Origin of the sequence: Yoonia sp. (assembly GCF_046498525.1) — a bacterium.
Classification (GTDB): domain Bacteria; phylum Pseudomonadota; class Alphaproteobacteria; order Rhodobacterales; family Rhodobacteraceae; genus Yoonia.
This window is the reverse complement of the sequence record NZ_JAWOAN010000131.1, coordinates 1-19,565: the sequence shown is the minus strand read 5'-3', so window position 1 is coordinate 19,565 and position 19,565 is coordinate 1. Positions and strand designations below refer to the sequence as shown.

The following is a 19,565-nucleotide window of genomic DNA, read 5'->3' as shown; positions in this document are numbered from 1 at the left end:
ATCGTGATCTCGGTCAATGGGTTCACTGGACACGGCAACGCAGACGACGCCATCAAGATGAGCGAAGAAGATGACGGTCACGTGCTGGGTCTGATCGCGGACGCTGTGCTGACCGGCAATGGTGGCGTTGGTATCGTGCTTGAAGAAGAAGACGCAGGCGATGTCTACGCCGTTGTTTCTGCTGTCACGACCGCCGGAAACGACGATGGCGAACTTGGCCTTGAAGTCGTGCAGGAAGATGCAGGTGCAGGTGAGCTGACGCTTGTCGGGTCCAACATCACCGACGGGATTGAGGTGGAAGGCGCGTCGCTGCGCGACTGAGCCGTTCAATCGACAAAAAAGGGGGCCATGGCGGCCCCCTTTTCAATTTGTAGTCTGTGTTTTTAGGCCAGCATGGTCATGGGATTTTCAAGGTTTTCCTTGATCGCATTCAGCAGGTTCGCCCCCAACGCGCCATCAATCACACGGTGATCCACGGAAAGCGTTGTCGACATCACCGTGGCGACGGTAAGTTCCCCGTCTGCCCCGACGACTGGCTTTTTCACGCCAGCACCGACAGCAAGAATGGCGGAATGTGGCGGGTTGATGATCGCATCGAAGTTGTCGATGCCGAACATGCCAAGATTGGAGACTGCAAAGCTGCCACCAACATATTCATGCGGTGCCAGTTTGCGCGCGCGGGCGCGCGTGGCGAGGTCTTTCATCTCTGCCGAGAGTGCTGAAAGCGATTTCATTTCGGCATCTTTCAGCACAGGCGTAAACAGCCCGCCTTCGACCGCCACGGCAACGGCGACATCGGATTTCTCGAACTTCAGCATCCGGTCACCGGCCCAGACGGCGTTGGCGTCCGGCTCTTGCTGTAACGCCAAGGCGCAGGCCTTGATAATGAAGTCATTGACCGACAGCTTCACGCCGCGCGGTTCCAGTTGTTTGTTCAACTGGCTGCGGAATTTGAGCAGATCATCAAGCAGGATGTCGCGGCGCAGATAGAAATGCGGCACAGACTGCTTGGCCTCGGTCAGGCGGGCTGCGACGGTCTTGCGCATACCGTCCAGTTTAACCTCTTCAAACGGACGATCGGCGTAAGTCTTGAGCAGAACATCGGTGCTCGGCCCTGTGGCCATTGCCGCAGGTGCGGGGATCTCTGCCTTGGTGGCTGGGGCCGCAGCCTTTGGAGCGGCTGTTGCGCTTTCAACATCTGCTTTCACGATCCTACCGCGCGGCCCGGACCCTGAAATGGCTGCCAGATCAAGGCCCTTGTCCGCCGCGATCCGGCGCGCCAGCGGCGTGGCAAAGATACGCTCGCCGTCCTTGGTAGGTGCTGCCGGGGCAGGGGTCGCCTCTGTCTCGCCACGACCGTAGCCTTCCGCCGGAGCAGTCTGATCACTGGCCTCTGCCGGAGCGGTATGTGAGGATGCATCGTCGGATTTTGCGCTGACATCCCCGATATCGTCCGCGCTTTCGCCTTCTTCCAGCAGGATGGCGATCACGTCGTTGACCTTTACGCCTTCGGTGCCTTCGGGAATGACGATCTTGCCCATCACACCTTCATCGACAGCTTCAAACTCCATCGTGGCCTTATCGGTTTCGATCTCGGCCATGATGTCACCGGATGATACGGTGTCACCCTCTTTGACGTGCCATTTGGCCAGCGTGCCTTCTTCCATCGTGGGGGACAGGGCAGGCATCAGGATTTCTGTTGGCATTGCGCGGTCTCCTTAACGGTAGGTTACTTGTTTACAGGCATCGACGACCTCGTCTGCGGTCAGCAATGCATGTTTTTCAAGGTTGGCGGCATAGGGCATGGGCACATCCTTGCCGGTGCAGGTGATGACGGGCGCATCCAGGTAATCGAACGCCTCCTGCATGATCACGCTGCTGATATAGCCGCCGACGCTGCCCTGCGGCCAGCCCTCTTCGACGGTCACGCAGCGGTTGGTTTTTCGCACAGAGGCGAGAATGGTTTCGGTATCCATCGGACGCAGGGACCGCAGGTTGATGACCTCGGCATTGATCCCGTCTTCGGCCAGCTTTTCGGCGGCTGCCAGCGCATAGGTCATGCCGATGCCAAAGCTGACGATGGTCACATCATCGCCGGAACGTTCGATTTTGGCCTTGCCCAAGGGGATGGTGAAGTCATCCATGACCGGCACATCGAAAGATTTGCCATAAAGGATTTCATTCTCGAGGAAGATGACAGGGTTGGGATCGCGGATTGCGGTCTTCATCAGGCCTTTGGCATCAGCGGCCGAATAGGGCATCACCACTTTCAGCCCCGGAATTTGCATATACCATGCGGCATAATCCTGGGAGTGTTGTGCACCCACGCGAGCAGCAGCCCCGCTAGGCCCGCGAAACACCATCGGCGCACCCATCTGACCGCCAGACATGTAAAGCGTCTTCGCCGCAGAGTTGATAATATGATCAATGGCTTGCATGGCGAAGTTGAATGTCATGAATTCGACAATCGGTTTCAACCCGCCAAAGGCCGCTCCCACACCGATCCCGGCAAAGCCATGTTCGGTAATCGGCGTGTCGATCACGCGCTTGGCGCCGAATTCGTCCAGCAGGCCTTGGCTGATCTTGTAGGCGCCCTGATACTCGGCCACTTCTTCGCCCATCAGGAAAACATCGGGGTCGCGGCGCATTTCCTCGGCCATTGCATCACGCAGGGCTTCACGCACCGTGGTTTGTTTCACCTCGATATCAGCGTCCCAGTCCGGGGTCGCGTCGGCGACTGGTGCAGCAGGGGCTGCGGCGGCAGGCGCTTTGGATGGGGCAGGTTCCTCTTTGGCAGCAGCAGGTTCTTCGGCAGGAGCGGCTTCAGCCTCGGGGACATCTTCACCTTCTTCCACAAGAATCGCGATTGGCGTGTTCACTTTGACGCCTTCGGTGCCTTCTTCGATCAGGATCTTTCCAATGACACCTTCATCGACAGCTTCGAATTCCATCGTAGCCTTGTCGGTTTCGATCTCGGCCATGATGTCGCCCGAGGACACAGTGTCACCCTCTTTGACAAGCCATTTTGCCAATGTGCCTTCTTCCATGGTGGGCGAGAGGGCGGGCATTAGAATTTCAGTTGCCATTCCTTAAGCCTCCTGCGGAATTTCGGTTGCGTAAATGTCTGTCCAAAGTTCATCCAAGGCAGGTTCCGGGCTCTCTTTCGAGAACTCGGCGGCTTCGTTCACCACGGCCTTGATTTCCTTGTCGATGGCTTTGAGATCATCATCAGTGGCGTGTTTGCCGGTCAGCAGCATATCGCGGATTTGCTCGATCGGGTCACGTTCATCGCGCATTTTCTGCACTTCCTCACGCGTCCGGTACTTGGCGGGGTCGGACATGGAGTGACCACGGTAGCGGTATGTCTTCACTTCCAGAATATAGGGACCCTTACCAGCGCGGCAGTGCGCGACAGCGCGTTCGCCAGCCTCTTTCACGGCCAGCACGTTCATCCCGTCCACTTCTTCGCCGGGGATGCCGTAGGCTGCACCGCGTTCCCACAGGGATGGCGACTTGGTCGAGCGTTGCACCGATGTACCCATTGCATATTGGTTGTTTTCGATCACAAAGACGACCGGCAGCATCCAAAGCTCTGCCATGTTGTAGGTCTCGTAAACCTGCCCCTGGTTGGCGGCACCGTCACCGAAGTAGGTAAAGGTTACGCGGTCATTGCCTTTGTATTTATCAGCAAAGGCAAGGCCCGCACCCAATGGCACCTGTGCGGCAACAATACCGTGGCCACCATAGAAATGCTTCTCTTTCGAAAACATATGCATAGAGCCGCCTTTGCCCTTGGAAAAGCCACCCTCGCGGCCTGTCAGCTCTGCCATGATGCCCTTGGGGTCCATGCCGCAGGCCAACATATGCCCGTGGTCGCGGTAGGAGGTGACGCGCTTGTCGCCTTCCTCTGCTGCGGCCTCGAGGCCTACGACGACCGCTTCCTGCCCGATATAAAGGTGACAGAAGCCCCCGATCAGGCCCATGCCATAAAGCTGGCCCGCCTTTTCTTCAAATCGCCGGATCAACAGCATTTCACGGTAATGTCCCAGCAGTTCCTCGGCTGAGACGTTGGGTTTCGCGGCGGCCTTTTTGGGCGGCATGTGCTATCCTCCAGCGTGTTCGTATATAGTTTAGTATTAAACTATCTTTTAAACCATGCGCGCAAAAAATGCGAGAGTCAAAGTGACCTATGGTCAAACGGTGAAGGAATAGCAGCCTTGCATCTGCCGACTGTCTTTGGGTGCTAGCGGATGACGATTTCGTCGGCGCGGATCATGCCAAGTACATCGCGGGCCTGCTGGTCGAGCAGATCCAGATCAAGAAAGTTGTCAGACAGGCGCACGGTCAGGTTTTCCATCCGGGCAACCTCGGCCTGCAAGGCAGCCAGCTCGATGCGCAGGGCATCGCCTTCGGCGTTCACTTCGATCCGCTTGAACAGGCCATAATCACCCTGCACGGCGGCAAAGGTGAAATACAGCCCCAGCATGATCATGCCGAGGAAATAGAAAAGAGCGCCAAGTTGCGGGCCGCTGCGTCGGTTCATGTCTCTGCCTCAGGTGCCATCTCTAACGGATGGCTATGGACAGGGTCGCATATCCGATTCGCGAAGGGAATCCCCTAATTATGAAAACCCATGCCCGATCTGTCACCAAAATCAGCCGGCACTCTCCGGAAATGCAATGTTAGTCCTTGCCGCGATAAATCTCGACCAGCTTGCCCAGCATCGCCAGCGCATCATCCCGGTCGCGCTGGAATGAATTGCGCCCGATGATCGACCCGTTGCCGCCGCCGTCGCGGATCGCGCGGGCATCGTCATAGATCGCATCGGCGCCCTTGGCGGCACCGCCCGAGAAGACCATCAAGCGCCGCCCGTCAAAGGCACTTTGCACGCAGTGGCGGACGCGGGCCGCTTGCGTCGCAATATCGATCCCTTCCGCCTCATAGACCTTCTTGGCCTCGGGCAGGCTCAGGTAATCGGTGCTGAGCTTGATCTTGATGATATGCGCGCCCAGCAGCGCGGCGATCTGGGCTGCATAGGCCCCGATATCAATCGCCGTTTCGCCGTCCTTGTCCAAGGCTTCACCGCGCGGGTACGACCAGATCACCGTGGCAATGCCCTTGGCGGCAGCCTCGCGGCGCATTTCGGCGATGTCACCGAACATGTCCAATGCAGCCGATGATCCGGGATAGACGGTGAACCCGATCGCAGAACAGCCAAGCCGTAGCGCATCGTCGACAGAGGCCGTGATCGCCTGCGTTTTCGGCGCTTCTGACGGGATCAGCGAATTGGCAGAGTTTACCTTCAGGATCGTCGGGATCTGGCCTGCAAAGGTATCCGCACCCGCTTCGATCATGCCCAAGGGTGCCGCATAGGCGTTCAACCCCGCATCGATCGCCAACTGATAGTGATAATGCGGATCATACCCCGCAGGGTTTGGCGCAAAAGACCGCGCCGGACCATGTTCAAAGCCCTGATCAACCGGCAGGATGACCATCTTGCCGGTACCGCCCAGTTTGCCGTTCATCAGGATGCGGGCCAGATTGGCCTTCACGCCGGGTGTTTCGCCTTCGTAATTGGCAAGGAGTTTCTGAACGATACGGGTGGTTTTCATGAGGTGGCCCTTTGTGGCTGAACAGCAGCGTCAAAAGACCGATAGGGGGCGAATTGTCCGGTTGCAAATATGTTAGCGCAACCGGACGGAATGTTATCGCAAACACGGCTGACGTCCGGTTATCAGGACCCATTCAACTGCTTCTCATGTTGGCAAATACCTCGGGGGAGGCGCCGCAGGCGACGGGGGCAGCGCCCCCTGCTACCGCTGCATCACGACAGCGCCGCGACACCCGGCAATTCCTTGCCTTCCATCCACTCCAGAAAGGCACCACCTGCGGTCGAGATATAGGTGAAATCATCCGCAGCACCTGCTTGGTTCAACGCCGCGACCGTGTCGCCACCACCGGCAACCGAGATCAGTTTGCCTGCCTTGGAAAGCTCCGCCGCCCTGGCTGCTGCCGCGTTGGTTGCCGCATCGAAGGGTGCGATCTCGAACGCCCCGAGCGGGCCGTTCCAGACCAGTGTCTTGGCGTTCTCCAGCACTTCGCTGATATAGGCTACTGTCTGCGGGCCCGCATCAAGGATCATCGCGTCGGCAGGGCAGGCATCGGGCGCCACGGTTTCGGTATCGGCACCTGCTTTGAATTCGCGCGCCACGACAATGTCGCGTGGCAGGATAATCTCGCACCCTGCGGCCTCTGCCTTGCCCAGAATTTCGCGCGCGGTGTCGGCCAGATCATGCTCGCAAAGCGATTTGCCCACATCAATCCCCTGCGCAGCCAGAAATGTATTCGCCATGCCGCCGCCGATCACGAGGTGATCGACCTTGCCGACAAGGTTGCCCAGCAGGTCAAGCTTGGTCGACACCTTCGCCCCGCCCACCACCGCCACGACGGGGCGCTCGGGCGTGCCCAAAGCCTTTTCGAGCGCACCCAGTTCCTCGGCCATCAGGCGTCCTGCGCAGGCGGGCAAAAGGTGGGCAATCGCTTCGGTGCTGGCATGGGCACGGTGGGCGGCAGAGAAGGCATCGTTGACATAGATATCGCCAAGACTGGCAAGGCGCTTGGCAAACCCCTCGTCGTTCTTTTCCTCGCCGGGATTGAAGCGCAGGTTTTCCAGCAACAAGACCTCGTCGCCTTCCATCGCGGCAACCGCATCGGCATAATCGGCGTTGACCCAAGTGACAGGCAGGCCCAGCACATCGGCAACGGCTGGCGCGATGATCTCCAGCGACATCTCGGGCACGACCTGACCTTTGGGGCGGCCGAAATGCGCCATCAGGATGACCTTGCCACCTTTGGCCTGTATATCATCGACGGTCGGAATGATCCGCTCGATACGGGTGGTATCCGTCACCACGCCATCTTCGACAGGCACGTTGATATCCACACGCACCAAGGCGCGTTTACCCGCAAAATCCATATCGTCGAGTGTTTTCCAAGCCATCGTTTTGCTCCTGTAGGAATGCAATCTAACCCTTTTGTTGCGGCAATCGGGCGCTCGCGTCAACCTGACCGACTTGGCAATCGTGCCAATGGGTCATATGTCGGGTTCGAACTTAAGATGAAGGAGCGCCAAATGGCCGATATCAAAGACCCCGAAAACACAATCATCATGACACTCAAAGACGGTGACGTGATCATCGAACTGCTGCCGGACGTGGCTCCGGCGCACACTGCGCGCATGAAAGAACTCGCGCGCGCCGGCAAATACGACAACGTGTGTTTTCACCGGGTGATTGACGGTTTCATGGCGCAGACAGGCGATGTGGCCAACGGCAACATGGAAGACAACTTCAACCTTGGCCGTGCCGGAACAGGCGGGTCCGACATGCCTGATCTGCCTGCGGAATTTTCCAAGATCCCCCATGCGCGTGGCTCTATCGGTGCTGCACGTTCGGCCAACCCCAACTCGGCCAACAGCCAGTTCTTCATCAATTTCAAGGACAACGATTTCCTCAACGGCCAATACACCGTCTATGGTCAGGTCGTCTCCGGCATGGAGCATGTGGACGCGATCACGCGGGGCGAGCCGCCGATGAACCCCGACCGCATGATCAGCATGAAAGTCGCTGCCGATGTATAAGTTTGCCGCAATCCTCGCTGTCGTGGCTTCACCCGTGCTTGGCGCGGGCCTCGAAATTGATCTTGAAGGCGAGGCCAATGGCACCATCGTCATTGATCTCTTTGAAGACACAGCCCCGCTGCATACCGCCCAGATCACTGCGATCGCAGCGGCAGGCAGTTACGATGGTGTCGTCTTTCACCGTGTGATCGACGGATTCATGGCGCAGACAGGCGATGTGCAGAACGGTGTGATGGGCGGTGATCTGTCTCGTGCCGGCACCGGCGGGTCCGCGTTTTCGGATATCCCTGCCGAGTTTTCGGACATCCCGTTCGAACGTGGTGTCGTGGGTATGGCCCGTGCGCAAAGCCCTAATTCAGCCAACAGCCAGTTCTTCATCATGTTTGAACCCGGATATTTTCTGAACGGGCAATACACCGTCGTGGGTGAAGTCACCGAAGGCATGGAACTGGTCGACCAGATCAAGCGCGGCACCGGTGCCAATGGTGCTGTGATCGGCAAGCCCGACATGATGGCCGCTGTCCGCGTCACGCAGTAACAAAAGTCGCCAGCCCCCTCACTTATCCGCGAGGGGGCTAGGCGGACCCGGCGCAAACGGACACCCTGCTCATGCAAGTAAGGAGAGCCCGATGCGCCTGATCCCCACAGTCACCGCCTTTTGCACGGCTGCCAGCATGTCTGTAGCCAGCCCTGAATTCTGGTCGTCCGAATGGCCGAACACCGATTTCGAGACCACGAGCGTGGAAAACTGGGAGGAAATCATGTCCGGTGGCCCGCCCAAGGACGGTATCCCCGCGATTGACGATCCGACCTTCACGTCCGTTGCGGACAAACCCGATCTGATGCCGCGCGAACCGGTCATCACACTCGAGATTGAAGGGCAGGTGCCCCGCGCATACCCGATCCGCTATCTGACATGGCACGAGATCGTGAATGACGAGGTGGGCGGCGTGCCCGTTGCGGTGACCTTCTGCCCCCTGTGCAATTCCGGGATCATCTTTGACCGCCGCACAGCACAAGGCACGCTGCGCTTTGGTGTCTCTGGCAAGCTGCGCAATTCCGACATGATCATGTACGACCGTGAAACCGAAAGCTGGTGGCAACAAGCCATAGGCGAGGCGATTGTCGGTGATTTGACCGGGACAGAGTTGGTGAGCCTGCCAAGCTGGATGGAAAGCTGGGAGGCCTTTTCAACCCGCAATCCTGACGGGCTGGTGATGGAACAGCCCGACTTCAATCGCAACTACGGTGCCAATCCCTACGTGCGCTATGACAGTTCCAACCGCCCGTTTCTGTACTCCGGTGAAATGCCTCCGCATGACATTCCGGCGTTGGCACGGGTGGTGCGTGTTGGCGATCAGGCGTGGCCACTCGCACGCCTGGCCGAAGAAGGGCAACTGACCGAATCCGGTGTCAGCTTTTCATGGACCCAAGGACAGGCATCGGGGCTGGATACCGCGCGGATCGGATCGGGCAAGGATGTGGGCAACGTGCGGGTGCGCGATGCGCAAGGCAATGATCTGCCCCATGATGTGATGTTCGCCTTTGCCTTTCATGCGTTTTGGCCTGACGGCGAATGGATGATCGGTAAATAGCATCGTCGCGCGTGCTGCGCGGGCAGAACCCTCCGGCGGGAGTTTTACCGCCAAGATGGTAACGGATTGTTTTGCTTGACAGTCCGGCCTTGCACGCATGATCTGCGCGGATGGAAAAGAAATCTCAGATTGACCTGTTCGGTGCTACGGCCCTGACCGGGTTTGCCCTTTTGCTGGCGTTCAATCAGGTCGTCATCAAAGTGACCAACGATGGTTTGCAACCGGTGTTCTTTGCTGGTCTCAGATCGGTCGGGGCGGTGGTGTGCATCTGGCTTTGGATGCGGTGGCGCGGTATTCCCCTGCGCTTTGAAAAGGGGACGCGCGCGGCAGGTTTCGCCATTGGCTGTGTCTTTTCGTTCGAGTTTCTGTGCCTCTTCGTGGCCCTTGATCTGACGGCTGTCAGCCGTGCCAGCGTGATTTTCTATTCGATGCCGGTCTGGTTGGCGATCATGGCACATTTCGTGCTGCCCGATGACCGTGTCACGCCGCGCAAGGCGCTTGGACTTGTGCTGGCCTTGGGTGGTGTCGCCATGGCGATCCTGTCCCGCGATGACGGGGCTGGCAGTTTCTGGGGTGATCTGGCGGCGGTGGGTGCGGCTGTGGGCTGGGCTGCGATGGCGCTTCTGGCCAAGGCGTCTTCGCTATCGCGGGTGCGACCCGAGATACAGTTGATGTGGCAGGTGGGCGTGTCCGCGCCGGTTCTATTGATCGCTGCGTTTTTCTTCGGGCCGTTCATCCGTGATCTGGCGCCTGTTCACATCGCAGGGTTGGTGTTCCAGATCGTTGTTGTGGTCAGCGCCGGTTTCATCTTCTGGCTTTGGCTCTTGTCGATCTATCCCGCTTCCGGCGTCGCCTCGTTCAGCTTTCTGTCGCCTGTTCTGGCGGTGGGGCTGGGGTGGCTCTTGCTGGGAGAGGAGATCGGCCCCAGCCTGATTGCCGCTCTGGTCCTCGTTGCCTTGGGGATATTGCTGATCAACCGGCCCGTCAGGTCCCGCAAAATGTACGCGTGACCTGTTCGTCCTTGGTCGGTGCCCGCGCGAAGGCGGCGGTTTTGTCGGTCAGTGGTGCGAAAGGCGTCGTGACCGCCGCCAGCAGCGCATGGAACGGGCCATAATCGCCGTTGCGCCCTGCGGTGATCACTTCTTCAACGCGATGATTGCGGGGGACGATCCGCGGATTGGCCTGCGCCATGATGGCCGCCGCATCACCCGATTTGCGCTTGGACCAGCGTTCTTCCCAAGCGTCGAAATCCGCACGGTTCAGGAACTGATCGCGGGCATCGGCGTGGCCCAGATTGGCGAATGTATTGGTGAAATCAGCACCATCCTTGGCCATCAGATCCAGCAGGTCCGCGACAAGCGCGCGGTCATCTTGCGTCGGGTCCGCGATGCCCAGCTTTGCGGCAAAAACCTTCAGCCATTCGGCCTCGTACTGTTCTTGCATGCCGTGGACAGCAGCGGTGAAATCTTTGATCGCGGCGTCGCGGTCAGGCATCAGCGGGATCAGCGCGGTTGCAAACTGCGCCATGTTCCAGCCGCCGATCCCCGGCTGGTTGGAATAGGCATAGCGCCCCAACTGGTCGATGGCGCTGAACACAGAGTCAGGGTGGAAACCGTCCATGAATGCACAAGGGCCGTAGTCGATGGTTTCGCCCGCGACAGAGACATTATCGGTGTTCATCACCCCGTGGATAAAGCCCAGCCCCATCCACTTGGCGATCAGCGCGGCATAGCGTGCGATCACCTGATCAAGCAGCGCGGCAGGGCCGTCTGCGGCAGGGTAATGCCGTGCGATCACATGATCGGTCAACGCCTGAAGTGCTGCCAGATCACCACGACTGGCGAAAAACTGGAAGGTACCGACGCGGATGTGGCTTTGGGCCACGCGGGCGATGACAGCGCCGGGCAGCACCTCTTCGCGCAAGACAGGTTCACCTGTGGTGACGGCGGCCAGTGCGCGGGTGGTGGGCACACCCATCGCATGCATGGCCTCGCTCACCAGATATTCACGCATCACCGGACCCAGCCATGCGCGCCCGTCGCCACCGCGCGAATAGGGGGTGGGGCCGGACCCTTTAAGCTGGATATCGCGGCGGATGCCATCGGTGCTTACGACCTCGCCCAGCATTACCGCACGCCCGTCGCCCAGTTGCGGGTTCCAGTTGCCGAACTGGTGGCCTGCATAGACCTGCGCCAGCGGGGTTGCCCCATCGGGAATGTGATTGCCCGCAAAGACCTGTGCGGCCTCTGGCGTGTCCAGATCGGCGGGATCAATACCAAGCAGTGCCGCCAGATCAGCGTTGGCCGCGATCATCTGCGGCGCTTTCACGGGCGTCGGCAACTGCGCCGTGAACATCTGCGGCGGCAGCTTGGCATAGGAATTGTCGAAAGGGATATGCATTCTAGAGCCGTGCCAATCGCGCCGCGAGCAGCGCATAAAATCCTGATGCGTCGATATCCTTCATGAATATCGCGTTGGGCGGGCGGTCCGTGACGCGCCACCAGTCGGCTACGGTCATGCCGAGGGTCAGTTCCGCTTCGGTCTCGATTTCCACATTGATATGACGGCCCTCGAAAAGCTGTGGTTCGATCAGATAGGCGATGGTGCAGGGGTCGTGCAGCGGCGCACCTTCGGAGCCGTATTTCTCCATGTCGAAGCGTTCGAAAAAGTCGGTCCATGCGGCGACCATATCGCCCACTTTCGTGTGCATGGAACGGAAAGCGTCGATGCGGTTCTTGGTGGTCAGCGCCTTGTGCGTCACATCCAGCGGCATCACCACCAGCGGTGCGCCTGCACCAAAGACGATCTTGGCGGCCTCGGGATCGACGTAGATGTTGAATTCGGCGGTAGGGGTGATGTTGCCCACCTCGAAATAGGCACCACCCATCAGCACGATTTCCTGCACCCGCTCAATGATATCGGGCGCACGTTCAAATGCGGTGGCGATATTGGTCAGCGGTCCGATCGGGCAAAGGGTGACCGTGCCGCTGGGTTCGCGGCGCAGGGTTTCGATGATGAAGTCAACTGCGTGCTGGTCCTGCAGGGGCATCGTGGGGTCGGCCATCTGCGGGCCATCCAGGCCGGTCCTGCCGTGCACATGCTCTGCCGTGACCAGCGCGCGCTTCATCGGCGCGTCGCAACCGGCGAACACCAATGTATCCGGCTTGCCCGCCAGTTCGCAGACGATGCGGGCGTTCTTTTCGGTCAGCGGCAAAGGCACATTGCCCGCGACGGCCGTGATGCCCAGCACCTCGATATCTTCGGGCGAGGCAAGGGCGAGCAGGATCGCAACCGCGTCGTCTTGTCCGGGGTCGGTGTCGATAATGATCTTGCGTGGCGCCATGTCTGTTTCCTGTCTTGCCTGCCCCTAAGGTGGGCCGAGAGCCGGGCAGGGGCAAGGGGTCAGACGCGTCCTTCTGCCTTCAATCGCTGATAAAGCACATCCGTGACCGGATCACCCTTTTCAAGCGCAAAGACATAGGCGTGGGTTAGAAAGAAACAGGCGGCATTCACGTCATTGGCGGTATCGGCGGCCTCCGCATAAAGCGTGATCAGCCCCGCCCTGTCATCGCGGGCGTGGGCGTCAAGCAGGCGGTCATGCAGCGGGGTCATGGCGCAGGATCATGCGTTGCAATCTTGCCTGCGACCCAATCGTGGAAGCAATGGGTGGGCCCATCCATCGCAGGGCTGAAGCGGCCTCCGTCAAAGCCGGGCGCGGCGCGGCCCTTCTGCATACCTTCGACGACAAAGATATCTTCCTCGAACACGCTTTTCCACTGGATCGCGTTTTTCTGGCGCAGGGCTTCATCGGTCTTTTCGGCGGCGTAGAACAGATGAACATGCTCTGCGGTCTTGTCGTGGCCCTGCGGCTCGAGCACGATGACAAAGGCGTGGTCACGTTGCACGCCCAGCAGGACGTTGGGATAGACGGTGATGTATTCGCCGCCGGTTTCCCATTGTTCGCTCAGATCGGCGAAATCGGGGAACTTGATCCCGTCCATGCCCGTCAACTGGCGATAAACCAGCGTGCCCTGTCCCGAATAGCGGCCCATTTCGGTGATGTTGTAGTGATCCTCCAGCCGGGAATAGCTGTTCAGGCCCGGATGCACCCACGGCAGGTGATAGCTTTCGCAGTAGTTTTCGACGGCCAGTTTCCAGTTGGTCGCAACATCCAGCGTGAAGCTGCTGTCGATCCCGCCGTGATACATGGGTTGCTCGAATTCCGCCCAGCGGGTCAGCAGTTCGGCATGGACATCTTCAAACGGTGCGGCCTTGCCGTCGATGTTGATGAAGATGGTGTTGAACCAGATGTGGCTGCGCACCTCGACCAGTCCCAGCAGGGATTTGTCGATGGCCTCATGCGTGTTTTGCCCGGCACCACCCACATGCGGGGTCGAGACAAGCTTGCCTTCGGTCGAATAGCACCATGAATGATAGGGGCAGCGGATGGCGCCTTCGATCTTGCGCGGTTCTGCCACAAGGATCATGCCGCGGTGACGGCAGATATTCTGGAACACGCGCACCTGCCCCTGCCGGTCGCGGACCAAAAGCAGGGGAATGCCCAGAAACTCTACCGGCTTGGCATCGCCCACGTCGGGCACATCGGCGGTGACTGCAAGGCCTGCCCAACTGGACGACAGGACGGCATGTTTTTCCAGATCGAATACTGCCGGATCGGTGTAATGCGCGTTGGGCAGACCGTGGGCTGTTTCAACGGGTTGACGCACGGCATCAAGGGTATCCAGGGGTATGTCTTTGGCCATCTGTTCCATCCTCGCTTTGGACGAGGTGTAACATCTTGCAGCAGTGTGCGCTGTGTCAGGCCGCGACCGCAAATTTTCTCACAGCGACATCAGGGGCAGGATCATGGGCCAAACGCCGCCACGCGGCCCGATCAAGCGGTCAGGAATTGCCGGTCAGTCAAATAGGCGAAATGCTCAGCGTGCTTTTGCGCATCACAGGTATGGAAACTGGCGCATGTGCGCCGCAAATCTTCTCTTTTTCATGTGGCTATGGAAAGATGGCGCGACAACATCCATTTGTATTATTGAAGGCGGAGATGCCTTCTGCATCCTGATAGGAGACCAAGATGAAACCTATGCTGAAGCTGATTGCACCATTTGCCGTTCTGGGCGCGCTGGCCGTTCCCGGTTTTGCCCAAGACGCCGAGATCGATATCAACGGTGACGGGATGTACAGTTATCCCGAGCTTCAGGCGGTAATGCCCGATATAACCGAGGATGATTTCGCGAGTATGGATACATCGGGCGATGGCCTGCTGGACGCCGACGAAATTGAAGCGGCGCAAGCATCCGGTATGCTGCCAACATAAAGAGTGGCGCGCGCCGGACCAGCCCCTTAGTCGGCGCGCCTATGCGTCCCTCGCGTCATGTCCCAGGGGGGCGCGGGGGATTGCGGTTATGCTGCGACGGACCCGCGTGACAGGGCCGCAACGCCGGTTCGCGCAATTTCTTCCAGACCCAAGGGCCGCATCAGATCGGCGAACGCGTCGATCTTTTCGGGTGTGCCCGTGATCTCGAAAACGAATGATTCCAAGGTGCTATCGACGACACTTGCCCTGAAGATATCGGCAAGGCGGATCGCTTCGATCCGGTCGTTTCCGGTGCCTGCCACCTTGAAAAGCGCCAGTTCGCGTTCGACCGAAGGCCCTTCGACGGTCAGGTCGTTGACCTTGTGCACATCCACGATCCGACCCAGTTGCGCCTTGATCTGAGTGATGATTTGCGGCGTACCTGTGTTGACGATGGTGATGCGCGACCGGTGGCCCATATGGTCCACTTCGGCCACGGTCAGGCTGTCGATATTGTAGCCGCGACCGGCGAAAAGCCCGATGACGCGGGCCAGAACCCCCGGTTCGTTTTCGACCAGAACGGCCAGCGTGTGACGTTCGACCGTGTCGGAAAAATTGGGCCGCAGGTCATAGGCGGAATGGCTGGTAGAGCCTTTTTTGATCTTGAGCGGTGACATTGGATGTCCCTTTTTACATAATTTCGACGGTACAGAAGGCGTACAGATCCTGTAAAGAACCTGTACGTACAGACGGCGTTACACCATCACCGCGCCGCCGGCCTGAATTGCGTTTGCCGTATCCGCGTTTTCGCCCAGCAGCATTTCGTTATGCGGCTTGCCCGAGGGGATCATCGGGAAGCAGTTTTCGTGCTTTTCCACCAGACAATCGAAAATGACTGGACCGTCGTAGTTCAGCATTTCCATGATCGCGTCGTCCAGATCGGCAGGGTCGGAACAGATGATACCTTTCGCGCCGAACGCTTCGGCCAGCTTCACGAAATCGGGCAAGCTTTCCGACCAGCTTGAGGAATAGCGTTCGCCGTGCAGCAGTTCCTGCCACTGGCGCACCATGCCAAGACGTTCGTTATTGAGGATGAACTGTTTGACCGGCAGACCGTATTGCATCGCCGTGCCCAGTTCCTGCATGTTCATCAGCCATGACGCCTCGCCCGCCACATTGATGACCAGTGCATCGGGGTGGCCCATCTGCACGCCGATGGAGGCGGGGAAACCATAGCCCATCGTACCCAGACCACCGGAGGTCATCCAGCGGTTGGGGTCCTCGAAGCCCAGATACTGCGCGGCCCACATCTGGTGCTGGCCGACTTCGGTGCAGATATAGCGGTCGTGCTTTTTGGTCAGTTCTTCCAGCCGCGACAGGGCGTATTGCGGTTTGATCACCTTGCCCTTTTGTTCGAACTTCAGGCAGTCGATCTTGCGCCAGTCGTTGATCTGGCCCCACCATTTCTGGACCGCCTCTTTGTTGGTCTTTCGACCACGGGCCTTCCAGACGTTGAGCAGGTCTTCGAGCACATGGGCCACATCACCCAAAATAGGAATATCGACCTTGATCACCTTGTTGATGGACGAGGCGTCGATATCGATATGGGCCTTGGTTGATCCGGGGCTGAAGGCATCCAGCCGTCCGGTGATCCGGTCGTCAAAACGTGCGCCGATGTTGATCATCAGATCGCAGTCGTGCATCGCCATGTTGGCCTCATACAGCCCGTGCATGCCCAGCATTCCCAGCCAGTTGTCGCCGGAAGCCGGATAGCAGCCCAGCCCCATCAGCGTGGATGTGATCGGGAAACCTGTTGCCGCAACCAGTTCGCGCAGCAATTGGCTGGCTGCGGGGCCGGAGTTGATGACGCCGCCGCCGGTATAGAAAACCGGACGCTTGGCCTTTTCGATCGCCTCGGCCAGTTCGGTGATCATTTCCATGTCACCTTTGACCTGCGGGTTGTAATGGGTTTCGACCTGACGTGCCTCGGTGTATTTGCCGGTGGCGAATTGAACGTCCTTGGGAATGTCGATCACAACAGGACCAGGGCGGCCCGAAGTGGCGATGTGGAACGCCTCGTGCATGATGGCGGCAAGCCTGTCGGTGTCCTTGACCAGCCAGTTGTGTTTTGTGCAGGGGCGCGTGATGCCGACGGTATCACATTCCTGAAACGCATCCGATCCGATCATGAAGGTCGGCACCTGACCCGTCAGCACGATGATCGGGATACTGTCCATCAGCGCATCGGTCAGGCCGGTGACCGCATTGGTCGCACCCGGGCCGGAAGTGACCAGGGCAACGCCGGGTTTGCCGGTCGAACGGGCGTATCCCTCTGCGGCATGTACCGCACCCTGTTCATGGCGCACCAGTACGTGCTTGATGCTGTTTTGCTGAAAAATCTCGTCATAGATCGGAAGGACGGCACCGCCGGGGTATCCAAAGACTGTGTCCACGCCCTGATCAATCAGTGCCTGAACAACCATTTTTGCGCCCGTCATGGCTTTTGTCATTTTTCTCGCGTCCTATCGCAATCCGTTATCATCAGTCACAAAAAAACCCCCGAAGCTGTCGGGGGCGCATGGGATCGTAATGGTCTTACCGTTACCGGCCCATGCGCGTATTTCTCACAATTAGTACGACCTGTGTCATCGTTGTTCCTTTGCTTGGCCGGACATTAATCTGCACCAGAGGGGGGGTCAACAGGCGAAGTGGAGAAAGTGTCGTAATGGACGCGGTTTTGGTAACTTTATTTCGAGGGTTGGGTTGGCGCCGGGTTGCTTCCATGCGCCAACCTTGTTTGAAACAAGCCGTAACTGGCTGATATTATTCACTATCGCCGATCTTGTCCCACGTCTGCGTGTCGAAATCCCGCGCATCGTGCCGCTCACGCAATTGTTTGGCCGGATCGCCCCATGCGCGGTTGACCATCTTGCCGCGTTGATAGGCCGGGCGGTTCATCACCGCATCGGCCCAGCGATTGACCTGTTCGTATGATGCCACATCAAGGAATTCCGCAGCGTCATAGACCTCGCCCTTGACCAAGGCACCGTACCAAGGAACGCTTGCCATGTCGGCGATGGAATATTCATCGCCACCCAGATATTCTGAGTCTTCGAGCCGCTGATCAAGCACGTCCAACTGGCGCTTTGCCTCCATTGCGAAGCGGTTGATAGGATATTCCATCTTTTCGGGCGCATAAGCGTAGAAATGGCCAAAACCGCCGCCAAGGTAGGGCGCTGACCCCTGAAGCCAGAACAGCCAGTTGAGCGTCTCGGTCCGCTCTGCGATGCCCTTGGGCAGGAACGCTCCGTATTTCTCGGCCAGATACAGCAGGATTGCGCCGCTTTCGAAAACGCGCACGCCGGTATCCTTGTCGAACAGTGCTGGAATCTTGGAATTCGGGTTCAGATCCACAAAACCGCTGCTGAACTGGTCACCTTTCTGGATGTCGATCAGCCACGCGTCGTATTCTGCGGGGTGGCCTGCGGCCAAGAGTTCTTCGAGCATGACCGTGACCTTGACCCCGTTGGGCGTGGCCAGTGAATGGAGTTGTAGCGGATGCTTGCCCACCGGCAGGTCTTTGTCATGTGTCGGGCCGGCGATCGGGCGGTTTGTGCTGGCAAACCTGCCGCCGCTTTCAGTGTCCCAGGTCCAGACTTTTGGCGGGGTATAAGCAGTAGTGTCGGTCATTCTTGCTCCAGTCGTTGCGAATTGCACATACAGGTCATGTGGGCCGCAGCCGATCACCTGCAAGCTTTTTGTAGCTTTGTGTCGACAATGCGCTGTTCACGCAACCGGCGGCGCGCCATGAAACGGGTGCATCGTGCTGCGTGCCTTCTTGGTCACAATTTCACCGCAAGTCAGAAATACGGGCAGCACCGATGATTTCGTAATCAGCAACAATAATGCGGTTTGATGGGCTTTGGATCAGAGTTGGCGGCAAAAGAGCTGCGATCGTGTAATCAATATTAACAGAAAGAAGCTGCTTATTCGTCCTTATTTGGTCAACATTTCGCCTTGATGTGCGGGATAGTGGCTTTTAACGAAACCGAATTTTATTGGAAGGGCAGTTTTATGACACAGGATTTGCGCCGCGGCGCTTCGAGCACGAAAGGAAAGACAATGTCTAAAGGAACCACGGGTCTGGCCATGGCCGTTGCAGCCGCAGCAGGCTTTACCACACTGGCGCCAGATCAGGCTTACGCACAGGAACAGTGTTCCAGCTACACCGTTGTGCCCGGCGATACACTTAGCGCGATTGCTTCGACGGCCGACGTTCGCGGGGGCTTTCGGGTTCTGTTCGATGCCAACAGCAACATTCTGTCAAGCCCGAACCTGCTTGAAGTCGGTCAGGTTCTGGCCATTCCTTGCGCGGACGGTTCGTTGCCTTCAAGTGGCGCAAGCGTCACCACCGCATCGACAGTTCCGGCACCCGTCACCTCTACGCCGTCGCGTCCGCTGCGTATTGCGACCGCCACCGATTATGCACCTTTCACCGATGAAAATCTTCCCGGTGGCGGGATGATCACCCGCATGGTCGACCGCGCGATGCAACTCGGCAATCCCGATCAGAGTTTCGATATCATTTTCATCAACGACTGGGGTTCGCACCTTGAGACACTGCTGCCAACCGGCGCAGTCGATATGGCGTTCCCTTGGTTCCGGCCAGATTGTGACCGGATCGAAAACCTTGGTCCGGCCAGCGCCTACCGCTGCACAGAGTTCAACCACTCCGACCCGTTCTACGAGATCATCGTTGATTACTATACGCTCAACGGCAGTGAATATGCCAACGCGCAAAGCACCGATGACCTGTTCGGCGCGCGCGTTTGCCGCCCCGAGGCGTGGTTCATGTTCGATCTGGAGGCAGCACAGCTTGTCGAGCCGAACATTACCTACGTGACAACGGTGGCACAGAACGGCTGCTTCCAGCTTTTGAAGGATGGCGAAGTCGATATCGTGACCTATGATGCGCTGCCCGCCGAAGAGGACATCCGTTCTGCCGGTATGGAAGACAGTG

The 19,565-nt window shown here is 58.5% G+C and carries 20 protein-coding genes; 7 read left to right on the top strand and 13 right to left on the bottom strand.

Annotation, left to right across the window (positions count from 1 at the left end; all coding sequences use genetic code 11):
- On the top strand, positions 1 to 321 hold a 321-nt coding region (locus R6T97_RS09005; RefSeq protein ID WP_410348959.1), incomplete at its 5' end, for a hypothetical protein.
- 62 nt (positions 322 to 383) lie between these two features.
- Here R6T97_RS09005 and R6T97_RS09000 read toward each other — a convergent pair.
- From R6T97_RS09000 to R6T97_RS08975, 6 genes are all read right to left on the bottom strand, one after another.
- Entirely contained in the window at positions 384 to 1,706 is a 1,323-nt protein-coding gene (locus R6T97_RS09000) for a pyruvate dehydrogenase complex dihydrolipoamide acetyltransferase (protein ID WP_410348958.1), read from the bottom strand.
- Positions 1,707 to 1,718: 12 nt separating this feature from the next.
- Complete coding sequence (locus tag R6T97_RS08995; protein WP_410348957.1) at positions 1,719 to 3,086, bottom strand: pyruvate dehydrogenase complex E1 component subunit beta; 1,368 nt, start codon at positions 3,084 to 3,086, stop codon at positions 1,719 to 1,721.
- 3 nt (positions 3,087 to 3,089) lie between these two features.
- Positions 3,090 to 4,100: a pyruvate dehydrogenase (acetyl-transferring) E1 component subunit alpha gene (pdhA, locus tag R6T97_RS08990; RefSeq protein WP_410348956.1), complete on the bottom strand. Its 1,011-nt coding sequence runs from the start codon at positions 4,098 to 4,100 to the stop codon at positions 3,090 to 3,092.
- A 143-nt stretch (positions 4,101 to 4,243) separates the two neighbouring features.
- Positions 4,244 to 4,543, bottom strand: a complete 300-nt coding sequence (locus R6T97_RS08985; RefSeq protein ID WP_410348955.1) for an FtsB family cell division protein — start codon at positions 4,541 to 4,543, stop codon at positions 4,244 to 4,246.
- Between the two features lie 139 nt (positions 4,544 to 4,682).
- Complete coding sequence (locus tag R6T97_RS08980) at positions 4,683 to 5,612, bottom strand: class I fructose-bisphosphate aldolase (RefSeq protein WP_410348954.1); 930 nt, start codon at positions 5,610 to 5,612, stop codon at positions 4,683 to 4,685.
- Positions 5,613 to 5,824: 212 nt separating this feature from the next.
- The gene (locus tag R6T97_RS08975) at positions 5,825 to 7,000 is read right to left on the bottom strand and encodes a phosphoglycerate kinase (protein ID WP_410348953.1); all 1,176 of its coding nucleotides are present in this window, start codon (positions 6,998 to 7,000) and stop codon (positions 5,825 to 5,827) included.
- A 132-nt stretch (positions 7,001 to 7,132) separates the two neighbouring features.
- Here R6T97_RS08975 and R6T97_RS08970 point away from each other — a divergent pair, with 132 nt between their 5' ends.
- From R6T97_RS08970 to R6T97_RS08955, 4 genes are all read left to right on the top strand, one after another.
- Positions 7,133 to 7,639: a peptidylprolyl isomerase gene (locus R6T97_RS08970; protein WP_410348952.1), complete on the top strand. Its 507-nt coding sequence runs from the start codon at positions 7,133 to 7,135 to the stop codon at positions 7,637 to 7,639.
- Positions 7,632 to 8,177, top strand: coding sequence for a peptidylprolyl isomerase (locus R6T97_RS08965; RefSeq protein ID WP_410348951.1), 546 nt, complete (start codon positions 7,632 to 7,634; stop codon positions 8,175 to 8,177). Before R6T97_RS08970 ends, R6T97_RS08965 begins: the two co-directional genes overlap by 8 nt.
- 91 nt (positions 8,178 to 8,268) lie before the next feature.
- Complete coding sequence (locus R6T97_RS08960; protein WP_410348950.1) at positions 8,269 to 9,234, top strand: DUF3179 domain-containing protein; 966 nt, start codon at positions 8,269 to 8,271, stop codon at positions 9,232 to 9,234.
- Between the two features lie 110 nt (positions 9,235 to 9,344).
- Complete coding sequence (locus tag R6T97_RS08955) at positions 9,345 to 10,244, top strand: DMT family transporter (RefSeq protein WP_410348949.1); 900 nt, start codon at positions 9,345 to 9,347, stop codon at positions 10,242 to 10,244.
- On the opposite strand, the gene R6T97_RS08950 is transcribed toward R6T97_RS08955, so the two are convergent.
- The 4 genes from R6T97_RS08950 to R6T97_RS08935 are packed head-to-tail and all read right to left on the bottom strand — an operon-like array spanning position 10,219 to position 13,997.
- Positions 10,219 to 11,634 carry a protein adenylyltransferase SelO gene (locus tag R6T97_RS08950; protein ID WP_410348948.1) on the bottom strand — a complete coding sequence of 472 codons (1,416 nt, stop codon included), beginning with the start codon at positions 11,632 to 11,634 and terminating at the stop codon, positions 10,219 to 10,221. The genes R6T97_RS08955 and R6T97_RS08950 overlap by 26 nt on opposite strands.
- A 1-nt stretch (position 11,635) precedes the next feature.
- Positions 11,636 to 12,577 carry a nucleoside hydrolase gene (locus tag R6T97_RS08945; RefSeq protein ID WP_410348947.1) on the bottom strand — a complete coding sequence of 314 codons (942 nt, stop codon included), beginning with the start codon at positions 12,575 to 12,577 and terminating at the stop codon, positions 11,636 to 11,638.
- Positions 12,578 to 12,636: 59 nt separating this feature from the next.
- A complete protein-coding gene (locus R6T97_RS08940; protein WP_410348946.1) occupies positions 12,637 to 12,846 on the bottom strand; it encodes a hypothetical protein in 210 nt (69 codons plus the stop codon).
- Complete coding sequence (locus tag R6T97_RS08935) at positions 12,843 to 13,997, bottom strand: aromatic ring-hydroxylating oxygenase subunit alpha (RefSeq protein WP_410348945.1); 1,155 nt, start codon at positions 13,995 to 13,997, stop codon at positions 12,843 to 12,845. Before R6T97_RS08935 ends, R6T97_RS08940 begins: the two co-directional genes overlap by 4 nt.
- 326 nt (positions 13,998 to 14,323) lie before the next feature.
- On the opposite strand from R6T97_RS08935, the gene R6T97_RS08930 reads away from it, so the two are divergent.
- Entirely contained in the window at positions 14,324 to 14,566 is a 243-nt protein-coding gene (locus R6T97_RS08930; RefSeq protein ID WP_410348944.1) for a hypothetical protein, read from the top strand.
- 86 nt (positions 14,567 to 14,652) lie between these two features.
- On the opposite strand, the gene ilvN is transcribed toward R6T97_RS08930, so the two are convergent.
- From ilvN to yghU, 3 genes are all read right to left on the bottom strand, one after another.
- Positions 14,653 to 15,222, bottom strand: a complete 570-nt coding sequence (ilvN, locus tag R6T97_RS08925) for an acetolactate synthase small subunit (protein ID WP_410348943.1) — start codon at positions 15,220 to 15,222, stop codon at positions 14,653 to 14,655.
- A gap of 78 nt (positions 15,223 to 15,300) precedes the next feature.
- Positions 15,301 to 17,055 carry an acetolactate synthase 3 large subunit gene (locus tag R6T97_RS08920; RefSeq protein ID WP_410348942.1) on the bottom strand — a complete coding sequence of 585 codons (1,755 nt, stop codon included), beginning with the start codon at positions 17,053 to 17,055 and terminating at the stop codon, positions 15,301 to 15,303.
- A gap of 313 nt (positions 17,056 to 17,368) precedes the next feature.
- Positions 17,369 to 18,235: a glutathione-dependent disulfide-bond oxidoreductase gene (gene yghU / locus R6T97_RS08915; protein ID WP_410348941.1), complete on the bottom strand. Its 867-nt coding sequence runs from the start codon at positions 18,233 to 18,235 to the stop codon at positions 17,369 to 17,371.
- 432 nt (positions 18,236 to 18,667) lie between these two features.
- Here yghU and R6T97_RS08910 point away from each other — a divergent pair.
- The coding region (locus tag R6T97_RS08910) for a LysM peptidoglycan-binding domain-containing protein (protein ID WP_410348940.1) at positions 18,668 to 19,565 on the top strand (898 nt) is incomplete at its 3' end.